Here is a 12,952-nt window from a genome sequence, read left to right as displayed (position 1 = left end):
TATCCTGTCGTCATGCCGTTTCCGGGCCAGCCAGGGGCTGACGACGGGCATGGTAAAGTGTCAGATCCTGCTGGATCTTTGCATTGAGGTCGTTGCGCGCCATATCGTAGCCGACATCGATCGCAGCGGCGAAGCCATCGGCATTGGTGCCGCCATGGCTCTTGATGACGATGCCATTCAGGCCAAGGAAAACGCCGCCGTTGACCTTGTTCGGATCCATCTTCTCCCGCAGCCGATCGAAGGCGCTCTTGGCGAGAAGATAACCAAGCTTGGCAAACAGCGTACGCGACATGGCCTCGCGCAGCAATGTCGCGATCTGCCGGGCGGTGCCTTCGGCGGCCTTCAGCGCGATATTGCCGGTGAAGCCTTCCGTTACCACGACATCGACCGTGCCCTTGCCGATGTCATCGCCCTCGACAAAGCCGTGGTAGGCAATGGTGGGCATGTTGGCGTCACGGATCAGGCGCCCGGCTTCCTTGACCTCTTCCTGACCTTTCACTTCTTCAACACCGACATTGAGGAGGCCGACGGTCGGACGCTCGACTTCAAAAAGCGCGCGCGCCATGGCGCCGCCCATCAGCGCGAAATCCAGAAGCTGCTGAGCATCGGCGCCGATCGTGGCACCGATGTCGAGGACGATGCTTTCGCCCTTCAAGGTCGGCCAGATCCCGGCGATTGCAGGGCGTTCGATATTGGCCATGGTCCGAAGACAGAACTTCGCCATCGCCATCAGCGCACCGGTATTGCCGGCCGACACGGCCACGTCTGCTTCACCGAGCTTCACCGCCTCGATCGAACGCCACATCGTGGAGACATACCGACCGCGCCGCAGGGCAGCGCTCGGCTTTTCATCCATGGCCACGGCAAGTTCGCAATCATGGAAGACGGATTTTTCGCGAAGTTTCGGATATTTGGCGAGCAGCGGTTCGCACTGGGCCTTCAGCCCGTAGATGAGGAAGGTTACGTCTGGATGGCGTTCCAAGGCCTTGGCGGCACCCGGAATCACGACTTCAGGACCGAAGTCGCCACCCATGGCGTCGAGAGAAATTCTGATCACGCGTCCCTGATCCTTAATCTTCGCCGAACGCATGTTCCGGAAGGCCATGCGCTAGTTTCTTGCGTCACAAACGGCCTAGCTCTTGCGTGGCTCTGCCGGCGAAATCGTGGCCAAAATATAGTTTTCGCTCCTGCTGACAACCGTGCTTAGTCTTTTTTCCAGTCTTTCAGCACCGCGAACGGGTTCGGCCGCTCCGCTTCGTCGTTCGGATCGCTCTCCAGGTGATCGGCGAACTCGACACCCGGCTTGCGCGGATACGGATCGATTGCAAGTGCGGCGAATTCGGCGACCACTTCGCCGGCATCAATCGTGTCGCCTGCAAAGGTCTCCGGCAGGTCGGGGCCTTCGGGATCAAGCACCATCTCGGCCGCTTCGTTGCTGACGATGCGGGCGAGCTTCGAACCTTCCGGCACGAAGATCTGCTCGAGGTCTTCCTCAATTCTCGATTCGACCGGATCCATCGTTACCACGCAGGCCTGGACGATCGAAGCTTCGACGCGGCCCTTCAGGCGGACGCCGTCCTTCTTCCAGCGCACGACCTGCAGCTCGGCTTTGAGCGAATCGACCGCTTCCACCTGCCACAGCTTCGCCAGCCCCTGGCGCTCGCGCTCATCGGCTTCCAGCCGCACGGTAATCGGATTGGCCGAAACGTGGCCGACTTTCACAGGGTATGAAAACGGAGGCTTTTCCTTCCGCACATGTTCATTCTTCACGACACATACCTTTCTGGTGCGGGCGCCGCCGGATCGAGGAGAACCGCCTGTCCGGTGGAGATCTCGTCTTCGGAAATCGCGGCAAGGGCCGCTTCCGCACGGATCATCCAGCCGGCGAGTGCCCGCATCTCGGGCGCATCATCCGCATTCGGATAGATATTGCGCCTCAGCGCTCCCGCAAGTTCCGCCTCGTTCTTGTTCTCAAGCGCCGCCGCATAGGTTTCCAGCCGGCCATAGAACATGCCGGCGAGCTTCTTCATACGTTTCGGCACGCCCTGGTCGCCGATACCCAGTTCGCGGATCGAGTGATCAATGTCCTGGAAGAAGGCGTCGACGATTTCCTGGGCCAGTTCCTGGCCGCTGACCGGCGATTTTGCCGTCCTGCGGAAGAACAGGATCATCACGATCGACAGCATCTCGAACCGGCCCATGACCGTGTCCAGCACATGCAGGTCGCTGTAGAAGAACGGGATGCGCGCCGTCTCGGTCAGGGTCGCATATTGCCGGTTGATGATCGCCTGGTTGCGGTTCTTCTTCTTGAAAAGGCCGAATATCATCTCGATTCCTGCTGTATGTCTCCACGAATGTCCGGCCAAGCGCCTGGCCGATGTTGCATGGAAACGAAAGCTGGTTTACCGAAGCAGGCACGAAAAGCAATGCCGTTCCGCCAGACCAGCGAACGGGGTCGAGGATTTTCGCGACCGTGAAGAGCGGCTGCGGACGGTCTCACGTCCCTGAATAGCCACAATGGTAAGGTTCAGCAGGGGCCAGTTGAGTTTGGGGGATACCGTTGAGCAAGCGGGTTTTCGGATACGAAATGACATTCTTGAGCAAAGCGGCCCTGGCCACGGCAATCGCAACCGCCGGACTGACCGGCTGCACGTCAATGCAGATCGGTGACACCCTCTATAACGGCTACGTCGTTGACGAGCAGTCGTTGAAGCTGATCCCGGAAGGATCGAGCCGCGAGCAGGTGCTGCTGACCATGGGCACTCCGTCCACGACGGCCACCTTCGATTCTGAGGTCTTCTATTACATCTCGCAGAAGCGCCAGCGTGCATTTGCCGCCATGAAGCCGCGCCTCGTCGAACAGACGGTTCTCGCCATCTACTTCGACAAGGATGGCGTTGTCGCCCGCCGCGCAAACTACACGCTGCAGGACGGCAAGGTCTTCGACACGATTTCTCGCACAACCCCGACCGGCGGCCGCGACCTCACCTTCCTGCAGCAGTTGCTGTCGGGCGGCACGGGTGCAGCAAGCAGCGGCGCGGCAGCCGCGCGCAGCATCCTTGGTGGCTTCGGCGGCAACTAAGCCAAGCTCGCCCGCTTATCAGAATCAGAAGGCCCGCGAGGATCGTTCCTCGCGGGCCTTTTCGTTATTCCCGATGATCAGCCGGCCAGGATGGCAAGCAGCAGCAGGGCGACGATATTGGTGATCTTGATCGCCGGGTTGACGGCAGGGCCCGCCGTATCCTTGTACGGGTCGCCGACGGTGTCTCCGGTCACGGATGCCTTGTGCGCGTCCGAGCCCTTCAAATGCTTCTGTCCGTCCTTGTCGATGAAGCCGTCCTCGAAGCTCTTCTTGGCGTTGTCCCAGGCGCCGCCGCCCGAGGTCATCGAGATCGCCACGAACAGGCCGTTGACGATGACGCCGAGCAACGAGGCACCAAGCGCCGCGAAGGCAGAGGCCTTGTCTCCGCCGGAGATGATGAGCACGCCGAAGTAGACAACAATCGGCGCCAGAACCGGCAGCAGCGACGGCACGATCATTTCGCGGATCGCGGCCTTGGTCAGGATATCGACGGCGCGGCCGTAGTCCGGACGTTCCCTGCCCTCCATGATGCCCGGCTTTTCGCGGAACTGCTTGCGCACTTCTTCCACGATAGAGCCTGCCGCACGGCCAACGGCGGTCATGGCAATGCCGCCGAAGAGGTACGGGATAAGGCCGCCGAAGATCAGGCCGGCGACGACATAAGGATTGGCAAGGCTGAAGGAGATTTCCCCGACACCCTCGAAATACGGATATTGCTGGGCGTTCGCCGCAAAATACTGCAGGTCGTTGGAATAGGCGGCAAACAGGACAAGGGCGCCGAGGCCGGCCGAGCCGATCGCGTAACCCTTGGTAACGGCCTTGGTCGTGTTACCCACCGCATCCAGTGCGTCGGTCGACTTGCGGACCTCCGGCGGAAGGTTCGACATTTCGGCGATACCGCCTGCGTTGTCGGTCACCGGGCCGAAGGCATCGAGCGCAACGATCATCCCGGCAAGACCCAGCATGGCCGTAACCGCGATCCCGGTGCCAAAAAGGCCGCCGAGCTGGTAGGTGGCAATGATGCCGCCAACGATGACGATTGCCGGCAACGCCGTCGATTCCAGCGAAACCGCAAGGCCCTGGATGACGTTGGTGCCATGGCCCGTGACAGAGGCCTGGGCGATCGAGACGACCGGGCGCTTGCCAGTGCCGGTGTAGTATTCGGTGATCACCACGATCAGCGCCGTCACCAGCAGGCCCAGCAGGCCGCAGATGAAGAGGTTGGTGCCGGTGATGTCCATCCCCGCAACCGTGCCGATCGAACCCCATCCGGTTGTCAGTGCCGTTGCGCCGGCAAGGCCGACGACCGACAACAGGCCGGTGACGATCAGGCCCTTGTAGAGCGCTCCCATGATCGAGCCATTGGAGCCCAGCTTGACGAAGAAGGTGCCGATGATCGAGGTGACGATGCAGGCGCCGCAGATGGCGAGCGGATAGATCATCGCAGTCTCAAGCGTCGGTGTGCCGGCGAAGAAGATGGCGGCCAGAACCATGGTCGCGACCACCGAAACTGCGTAGGTCTCGAACAGGTCGGCGGCCATGCCGGCGCAGTCACCGACATTGTCGCCCACGTTGTCGGCGATTGTGGCCGGGTTGCGCGGGTCGTCTTCCGGAATACCGGCTTCGACCTTGCCGACGAGGTCGCCGCCCACGTCTGCACCCTTGGTGAAGATACCGCCGCCGAGACGGGCGAAGATCGAGATGAGCGAGGCGCCGAAGCCGAGAGCGACAAGCGCATCAATGACTTCACGCGAGCCGCTGGGATGGCCGAGGCCCGAGGTCAGTATCCAGTAGTAGATCGAGACGCCCAGAAGCGCGAGGCCGGCCACCAGCATGCCGGTGATGGCACCGGACTTGAATGCGATGTCGAGACCAGCGGCGAGACTCTGCGAGGCTGCCTGCGCGGTGCGCACATTGGCCCGAACCGAGACGTGCATCCCGATAAAGCCGGCGGCGCCGGACAGGACGGCACCGATGATGAAACCGATCGCGGCCGTGCCGGACAACAGCAGCCAGGCCAGGATCGCGACCACCACGCCGACGATGGCAATCGTCATGTACTGGCGCGTCAGGTAGGCCTGTGCCCCTTCACGAACATAGCCGGCAATTTCCTGCATGCGTGCATTGCCTTGGTCGGCAGCCAAAACGGAACGCGTCGCCCAAGCGGCATAGATGATCGATAGCAGTCCGCATACGACCACACCCAATATTACGGTCATTCGCTTTTTCCTCTCCCTCAAGCGCCAGACGGCCCATGCCCTCCGGCATGCCGTTGCGACGCTCCCCACTCGACGGAGGAAAAGGATTGCCGCAACACTTCACGATGCGCATTCCCGCGTGAAGGCCGAATCCCCTCCCAAGGCGCCACATGGCCCTTCACGCAGCGCGAGATTGCGGTGGAGATGAGGTTGCGTCAAGCCCTAGAGACGAACGCTTACGTGCTTGCGGGGGAACGCTTCTTGAGAGCGAGGGCAAGAAGGAGCGCCAGGCAGACGATCGTGACCGGCCAGATCACCAGATTGATGAAGGACCAGCCCCAGGTGACGAACACCTTGCCCGAGGAGAACGAGGACAGGGCGACCGTGCCGAACAGGATGATGTCATGGAAGCCCTGCACCTTGTCGGCTTCGTGCGGGCGGTAGCTCGAGGCGACGATGGAGGTCGAGCCAATGAAGCCGAAGTTCCAGCCGATGCCGAGGAGAACCAGCGCACCCCAGAAGTTCCAGAGTTCGACGCCCATATGCGCGACCACCGCGCAGGCCATCATGATGAAGAGGCCGGCGGCGACGATGCGCTCGGCGCCGAAACGGGTGATCAGCGCGCCGGTGAAGAAGCTCGGGCCGAACATGGCAAGCACGTGCCACTGGATGCCAAGCGCGGCCATCTCGGTCGGGAAACCGCAACCGATCACCATGGCGAGCGGCGCACCGGTCATCACGAAGGTCATCAGCGCATAGGTGCCAATGCCGCAGATCATGCCCGTCATGAAGCGTTGCGTGAGCACGATCTCCTTGAGCGGGCGGGCCGGCAGCGAGGTGCCACCGGTACTGGCACTTCCGGTGTTCGGCAGGCGCAGGAAGGCGAGAAGGATGAGCGGCAGAAGGCACAGCGGAATGATGGCGAGGAACGTGCCGGCGAAGGTGACGGGTGCCAGCAGGTCCTTGGCGAAGATAACCACCTGTGGGCCAAGCACGGCCGAGACAATGCCGGCGCCGAGGATCCAGGAGATTGCCCGCGGCTTGTAGTGGCTCGGCGAGGCATCGGCTGCAGCAAAACGGATTTTCTGCGTGAAGCCGGCGCAGGTGCCGATCAAAAGAAGTGCGACCGCAAACATCCAGAAGTCGCCGCGAAAGAGCGCGATGGTTGCGAGCGCGCCACCCATGGCACCAATCAGGCAGCCCAGCATGAAGGCGCTGCGCCGTCCAAGCGACCGTGAAAGAATGGCGATGAGAACGGCGCCACAGGCGGTGCCGACGTTGAAGCCGGTGATCGGCGCGGTGGCCAGCGTCTTGTCATCGGCAAGGAGTTGGTAACCTGCAAGCGATCCGCTTGAGATGGCGATCGGTGCGGCCGAGCCAAGCACCGCCTGGACGGCAGCGAGTAGCATGACGCTGCGTCGGGCGCTTCGCATCTGCGTTTGAAGAGCCTGCTGCCCAGCGTCCATGCTCATGACCTCGGTTTATTTCTTCGCGTCGCCGCGCACTTCTTTTGCGATACGGTCCAGCACGGCATTGACGATGCGCGGCTCGTCTTCTTCGAAGAAGGCACGGGCAATCTCGACATATTCCGTGACGATGACGGCAATCGGCACATCCTTGCGCTCAAGGATCTCGAAGGTGCCGGCGCGCAGGATTGCCCGAAGGGTCGAATCGAGGCGCGACAGCGGCCAGTCTTCCTGGAGCGAGGAGCGGATGATCGGGTCGATCTTCAGCTGGTCACGTACAACGCCAGACACGATCGAGCGGAACCAGGACGGATCCGCCTTCAGGTAGGTATCGCCGTCCAGTTCCTGGCCAAGGCGATGCGCCTCGTATTCGGCGACGACTTCCAGCACGCCGGTACCACCGACATCCATCTGGTAAAGCGCCTGCACGGCCGCGAGCCTTGCAGCACCTCGCTGATTGGCCGGCTTTACCGTGTGCTCGCCTTCTTTAGTCATTGGATCAACCACCGTTCAGCTTGTCACGCAGCGCAATCATCGTCAGCGTTGCGCGTGCGGCAAAGCCGCCTTTGTCCTTGTCCGAGCGGCGGACGCGTGCCCAAGCCTGCTCGTCGTTTTCCACGGTCAGGATGCCGTTCCCGATCGCAAGCGATTCGGACACGGCAAGATCCATCAGTGCGCGCGAGGATTCGTTGGAAACGATATCGAAATGGTAGGTCTCGCCGCGGATCACCATGCCGAGTGCTACGAAACCATCGTATTCGGTGCCACCCTCTTCGGCCGCATCAAGCGCCATGGCGATCGCCGGCGGAACTTCGAGCGCACCGGGAACGGTCACGACATCATAGGTCGCGCCCGCTTCCTTGAGGGCATGCGTTGCGCCGTCGAGCAGCGCGTCGGCCATGTCGTCGTAAAAACGTGCCTCGACGATGAGGATATGGGGTGCGGCTCCGCGGGGCATGTGTCACCTTTTTCCAATCGGCCGCTTCAAGCTGGACCGGATTTTACGGGATTTGGCAGGCCGCGGTCAAAACACGCTCGCACGCGATTGGCAAGCAAATTTAGCGGATCCCTGAAATGCACGGGCAGAATAGGTCGTGAGTGACGACCTGCTCAAGCCTTGGCCGGAAACTCCGCCAGGCGGGCGGCATACCGCGCCATGGTATCCACCTCGAAGTTGACGAAATCACCAGGCTTGCGGTCACCCCATGTCGTGACGCCCAGCGTGTGGCGGATCAGCAGCACGTCAAAATCCGTGCCATTGACGGCGTTGACCGTGAGCGACGTGCCGTCGAGGGCAACCGAACCCTTCGGGGCCACGAAACGCGCCAGATGCTCCGGTGCGCGCAGACGCACGCGAACCGCCTCGCCCTCCGGCTCGATCGACAGGATCTCCGCCTTGTCGTCAACGTGGCCGGAAACGATATGGCCGCCGAGTTCGTCGCCGATCTTCAGCGCCCGCTCGAGGTTCACTCGAGTGCCTTGGGCCCAACTTGCGATGGTGGTGAGGCGAAGCGCCTCTTCCCAGGCCTCGACCTCGAACCAGCGTTCGTTGCTGCCTTCTTCCGGAAGCTTGGTGACCGTCAGGCAGACGCCGGCATGGGAGATCGAAGCACCAAGATCGATGGTCTTCGGGTCATAGCTCGTCGCGATCCGCAGACGCACGCCTTCATCCATCGGCGTCTTTGCCGCAACTGTTCCTACGTCGGTTACGATCCCGGTAAACATCAAGATGATCTTTCATATTCGAGAAGGCGGTCGCGGCCGAGTTCAATCGACCGGATCAGCGTGAATTCTCGCGGCATATCGGATGCCGTCACAGGCGATTCAAGACCGCCCACGCCGACGGTCACGACGCCTTCGGACAGGATGATGCGGTCGACCAGGCCGGCATCCAGAAAAGCCCTGGCGACGACCGCGCCGCCCTCCACCATCAGCGACGACAGGCCGCGCTCCGCCAGCGTCCGCAGCAGGGAGGCAAGGTCTCGGCAGTGGACGATCTCGACGCCCGCCTCGCGCAACTGCTCGCGCTTCTCGGCCAGTGTCTCGTCGGATGCAGCCTGTTCGCCAACCAACACAATCACTGGCACTTGCCGCGCCGTCTGGACAAGTTTTGACGTCACGGGGATCTGCAGCTTGCGATCCATGACGATGCGGATCGGCGAGCGATCCTCCAGGCCCGGAATACGTACTGTCAGTTCGGGATCATCGGAAAGAACCGTACCGATGCCGACGAGGATGCCGTCGGATTCTGCCCGCAGCCGAAAGACCGCTTGCTTAACCTCGGGACCGGTAATCGTCACTTCTTCGCCGCGGCGACCGAGCATCCCGTCAGCGGAAACCGCGAGCTTCAGAGTCACATGCGGGCGGTTCTTTGTCTGGCGCGTGAGGTAGCCCGCAAGCGTGCGCCGCCCCTCTTGCTGCATCAACCCCTGCTCGACCGCTATCCCTGCATTACGCAGGATCGACAGGCCGCGACCAGCCACGCGCGGATCGGGATCGGTGAGGCAGACAACAACGCGCGCGACCTTCGCAGCGACAAGGGCGTTGGCGCAAGGCGGCGTATGGCCGTAGTGGGAACAGGGTTCGAGCGTCACATAGACGTCGGCACCTTCCGCCCGGGCACCCGCGATCTCGAGCGCCTGCGTCTCGGCATGCGGACGGCCGCCCACCGCAGTGACGGCTTCGCCGACGATCTCTCCGTTCTTGACGACAACGCAGCCGACGGAGGGGTTGGTGCCGGTCAGGCCCAGATGCTGGCGCGACAATTCGAGCGCGCGAGCCATGAAGGCCCCGTCATTGCCGCCGCCCGCCATGGTCTCAGCCCTCGATGCCGGGATCACGTGCGATCTTGGCGTTGATCTCCTGGATCACCTTCTCGAAATCTTCCGCATGCGAGAAGTCCCGGTAAACGGAGGCGTAACGGACGAAAGCCACGTCATCGAGGCTCTTCAGCGCTTCGAGCACCTGCAGGCCGATCTCTTCCGATGAGATCTCGTTCTCGCCGGAGCTTTCGAGCCGGCGCACGATGCCGGACACCGCGCGTTCGATCCGGTCGTTGTCGACCGGCCGCTTGCGCAACGCGATCTGGAAGGACCGCACCAGCTTGTTCCGGTCGAAAGGCACCTTCCGGCCGGTCTTCTTGGTGACCATCAGTTCGCGCAGTTGGACGCGCTCGAAGGTGGTGAAGCGGCCGCCGCAATCCGGGCAGATGCGACGGCGCCGGATGGAGGTGTAATCCTCCGCCGGACGCGAGTCCTTCACCTGCGTATCTTCAGAACCGCAATACGGGCAGCGCATCGCCTCTCCTCGAACCTCGTCCAGCCGAACTTACATGTAGGGGTACATCGGGAAGCGGTCGGTGATCGCGACGACCTTGTCGCGTACGCCCGCCTCCACGGCGGCATTGCCCTCGTCCGAATTGGCAACCTTCAAGCCGTCGAGAACCTCGATGATCAGGTTGCCGATTTCGGTGAATTCGGTCTCCTTGAAGCCGCGCGTGGTGCCAGCCGGCGTGCCGAGGCGGATACCGGAGGTGACGAACGGCTTTTCAGGATCGAACGGAATGCCGTTCTTATTGCAAGTGATGTAGCCGCGACCAAGGGCGGCTTCCGCGCGCTTTCCGGTCGCGTTCTTCTTGCGCAGGTCGACCAGCATCAGGTGGTTGTCCGTGCCGCCCGATACGATGTCGAGGCCGCCGGCCTTCAGCGTTTCCGAGAGTGCCTTGGCGTTCTTGACGATCTGGGCCGCGTAGTCCTTGAACTCAGGCTGCAGCGCCTCGCCGAAGGCGACAGCCTTGGCGGCGATGATGTGCATCAGCGGGCCACCCTGGAGGCCGGGGAACACGGCCGAGTTCACCTTCTTGGCGATATCCTCGTCGTTGGTCATGATCACGCCGCCGCGCGGGCCACGCAGCGACTTGTGCGTCGTGGTGGTGGCAACGTGGCAATGCGGGATTGGCGACGGATGCTGGCCACCGGCAACAAGGCCGGCAATATGCGCCATGTCGACCATCAGATAGGCGCCAACGGAATCGGCGATCTCGCGGAAACGCTTCCAGTCCCAGATGCGGGAATAGGCGGTGCCACCGGCGATGATGAGCTTCGGCTTGTGTTCTTCGGCCTTGCGGGCGACTTCATCCATGTCGAGCAGGTTGTCGCCTTCACGTACGCCGTAGGACACGACGTTGAACCACTTGCCGGACATGTTGACCGGCGAACCGTGGGTCAGGTGCCCCCCGGAATTGAGGTCGAGGCCCATGAAGGTGTCGCCCGGCTGCAGGAGCGCCAGGAAGACCGCCTGGTTCATCTGCGAACCCGAGTTGGGTTGCACGTTGACGAAATTGACGCCGAACAGCTTCTTGGCGCGCTCAATCGCCAGTTCCTCGGCGATGTCAACGAACTGGCAGCCGCCGTAATACCGCTTGCCCGGGTAACCTTCCGCGTACTTGTTGGTCATGATCGATCCCTGCGCTTCCAGCACCGCGCGGGACACGATGTTTTCAGAAGCGATCAGTTCGATCTCATGACGCTGGCGACCCAGTTCCTTCTCGATCGCGCCGAAAATGTCCGGATCGGACTCGGCAAGCGGGCGGGAAAAGAAGGCGTTGGTGTTCGACATGTGCAGGGCTCCTCAAGGGCGTAGCATGGGGTGTGCATGCGATGTCGCGTCTTAGCGTTCCGCCACTTGCAGGGCAATACACGCAGCGACATTTGAAGGCTTGAAGACGCGGGGTAAGTGAGAAATGCGAAGGCCGCGCATCCGGTGATGCGCGGCCCTCGATATAGTCGATCCGGAACTTATTGCGGCAGCAGGTCTTCGTCCGGCGAACCGGCGGGACGCTCGATGCCGGTGGTGGTCTGCAGCGCCAGTTCCTGGTTGCCATCCATCTGGTAGATGTCGTCGCGGAACTGCACGACACGGTCCTTGGCGGACCAGGCCGTGATGTAGACGATGTAGACCGGCACTTCCTGGGCAAGCTTGATCGGCGTGTTCTGGCGCGCGGCAATGACACGTTCGATCTCCTGGCGCGACCAGCCGGGCGTATCGCGCAGCAGCCAGGTCGTCAGGTCGCGCACGTTCTGGACGCGCATGCAGCCCGAGGACTCAAAACGCATCAGCTTGTTGAACAGGCCCTGCTGGGGCGTGTCGTGCATGTATTCGTTGTTCGGATTGTGGAAGTTGATCTTCGTCGAGGACATCGCGTTGATCTTACCCGGGTCCTGGCGGAACATCAGGTTCGGGGCCTTCGGCGCGTGCCAGTCAATCGATTCCGGCGAAACCTCGTTGCCGCGCCCGTCGATGAGACGGATGTTGTTGCGCGCCAGATAGGTGGGATCCTTGCGCATCAGCGGCACGATGTCCTTTTCGACGATCGAACGTGGCGCGGTCCAGTACGGGTTCAGGATGACTTCGTAGATCTTCGAGTTGATCGTGTGGGTCGGGCGGTCGATACGACCAACGACAGCGGCAGTGCGCAGCGCGACGCGCGAGTTCTCGACGGCCTCGATATAGGCGGCCGGGATGTTGACCATCACGTAACGGGGACCGAGGTCACCGGACATAGACTGCAAGCGAACGAGGTTCGTTTCGAGCTGGCGAAGACGCACGTTGGCGGCGATGTTCATCGCCTTGATCGTGTACTCGCCCATCACGCCATCTGCCGGCAGGCCGTGGCGCGCCTGGAAGCGCTTCACCGCGCCATCGACATAAGAGTCGAAGGCGGACGACATGCCAACTTCGCGCGGCAGGTCGCCGGAAATCATCAGGCGCTGGCGAAGCTGCTGGACAGAAGGATCAACCACGCCAAGTCGCAGCCGCTGGCCCGAATTGACTTCCGGCCATCCGCCATTGGCGACGATCTGCTGGTAGTCCATGATGGCCTGCTGGATATTGGCAGGACCCTGCGGACCAAGAACCGGGTTGTTGGACGTGACGTAAACCGCGGTGCGCGATGCGGTCCTGGCATCGAACTGGTCATCCCAGGTGCCGCGACGCGGCGCGCTGATCACGTCATCCATGGCATTCTGGGCTAGCGCAGGTGCAGCAAGGGCCGCAGCCCCTGCAGAAACCGCCGAACGCAGCAAGGCGCGACGGGAAATAAAGTCAGGTCCGGTCTTCTTCGACATCACAATATCCGTCTGGTCCCAAGCATCTGAAGATGACGCCTACAGGGATATGGTTAATAACGCGCTAGGGAATGCCCCACC

The 12,952-nt window shown here is 62.0% G+C and carries 13 protein-coding genes; 1 reads left to right on the top strand and 12 read right to left on the bottom strand.

Translation table 11 applies throughout. From position 1 onward, the window contains the following. Positions 1-10: 10 nt before the first annotated feature. The 3 genes from plsX to CYG48_RS04110 all read right to left on the bottom strand — a co-directional run bounded on the left by plsX (position 11) and on the right by CYG48_RS04110 (position 2,327). A complete protein-coding gene (plsX, locus tag CYG48_RS04120) occupies positions 11-1,057 on the bottom strand; it encodes a phosphate acyltransferase PlsX (protein ID WP_118851490.1) in 1,047 nt (348 codons plus the stop codon). 146 nt (positions 1,058-1,203) lie between these two features. Next, entirely contained in the window at positions 1,204-1,770 is a 567-nt protein-coding gene (locus CYG48_RS04115) for a YceD family protein (protein WP_118849213.1), read from the bottom strand. Next, the gene (locus CYG48_RS04110) at positions 1,767-2,327 is read right to left on the bottom strand and encodes a ubiquinol-cytochrome C chaperone family protein (RefSeq protein ID WP_118849212.1); all 561 of its coding nucleotides are present in this window, start codon (positions 2,325-2,327) and stop codon (positions 1,767-1,769) included. The genes CYG48_RS04115 and CYG48_RS04110 overlap by 4 nt, the downstream gene beginning before the upstream one ends. 260 nt (positions 2,328-2,587) lie before the next feature. Here CYG48_RS04110 and CYG48_RS04105 point away from each other — a divergent pair, with 260 nt between their 5' ends. Next, complete coding sequence (locus CYG48_RS04105) at positions 2,588-3,082, top strand: outer membrane protein assembly factor BamE (RefSeq protein ID WP_118849211.1); 495 nt, start codon at positions 2,588-2,590, stop codon at positions 3,080-3,082. Between the two features lie 77 nt (positions 3,083-3,159). Here CYG48_RS04105 and CYG48_RS04100 read toward each other — a convergent pair whose 3' ends face one another. From CYG48_RS04100 to CYG48_RS04060, 9 genes are all read right to left on the bottom strand, one after another. Next, positions 3,160-5,301, bottom strand: coding sequence for a sodium-translocating pyrophosphatase (locus tag CYG48_RS04100; protein WP_118849210.1), 2,142 nt, complete (start codon positions 5,299-5,301; stop codon positions 3,160-3,162). A 215-nt stretch (positions 5,302-5,516) separates the two neighbouring features. Next, positions 5,517-6,746, bottom strand: a complete 1,230-nt coding sequence (locus CYG48_RS04095) for an MFS transporter (protein WP_390920616.1) — start codon at positions 6,744-6,746, stop codon at positions 5,517-5,519. A gap of 15 nt (positions 6,747-6,761) precedes the next feature. After that, on the bottom strand, positions 6,762-7,241 hold the full coding sequence (nusB, locus tag CYG48_RS04090; protein WP_118849208.1) for a transcription antitermination factor NusB: 480 nt from the start codon (positions 7,239-7,241) through the stop codon (positions 6,762-6,764). 4 nt (positions 7,242-7,245) lie between these two features. Then, the gene (gene ribH / locus CYG48_RS04085) at positions 7,246-7,704 is read right to left on the bottom strand and encodes a 6,7-dimethyl-8-ribityllumazine synthase (RefSeq protein WP_118849207.1); all 459 of its coding nucleotides are present in this window, start codon (positions 7,702-7,704) and stop codon (positions 7,246-7,248) included. 152 nt (positions 7,705-7,856) lie between these two features. Beyond that, complete coding sequence (locus CYG48_RS04080; protein WP_118849206.1) at positions 7,857-8,471, bottom strand: riboflavin synthase; 615 nt, start codon at positions 8,469-8,471, stop codon at positions 7,857-7,859. Continuing rightward, entirely contained in the window at positions 8,471-9,559 is a 1,089-nt protein-coding gene (ribD, locus tag CYG48_RS04075) for a bifunctional diaminohydroxyphosphoribosylaminopyrimidine deaminase/5-amino-6-(5-phosphoribosylamino)uracil reductase RibD (RefSeq protein WP_118849205.1), read from the bottom strand. The genes CYG48_RS04080 and ribD overlap by 1 nt, the downstream gene beginning before the upstream one ends. Positions 9,560-9,563: 4 nt before the next feature. After that, on the bottom strand, positions 9,564-10,043 hold the full coding sequence (gene nrdR / locus CYG48_RS04070) for a transcriptional regulator NrdR (protein WP_118849204.1): 480 nt from the start codon (positions 10,041-10,043) through the stop codon (positions 9,564-9,566). A 30-nt stretch (positions 10,044-10,073) separates the two neighbouring features. Then, positions 10,074-11,363, bottom strand: a complete 1,290-nt coding sequence (gene glyA / locus CYG48_RS04065) for a serine hydroxymethyltransferase (protein WP_118849203.1) — start codon at positions 11,361-11,363, stop codon at positions 10,074-10,076. Between the two features lie 179 nt (positions 11,364-11,542). Then, positions 11,543-12,871, bottom strand: a complete 1,329-nt coding sequence (locus tag CYG48_RS04060) for a L,D-transpeptidase family protein (RefSeq protein ID WP_118849202.1) — start codon at positions 12,869-12,871, stop codon at positions 11,543-11,545. Positions 12,872-12,952 lie beyond the last annotated feature (81 nt).

The organism is Neorhizobium sp. SOG26, from assembly GCF_003491345.1.
Classification (GTDB): Bacteria; Pseudomonadota; Alphaproteobacteria; order Rhizobiales; family Rhizobiaceae; genus Neorhizobium; species Neorhizobium turbinariae.
This window is presented reverse-complemented; position numbering and strand designations above follow the sequence as displayed.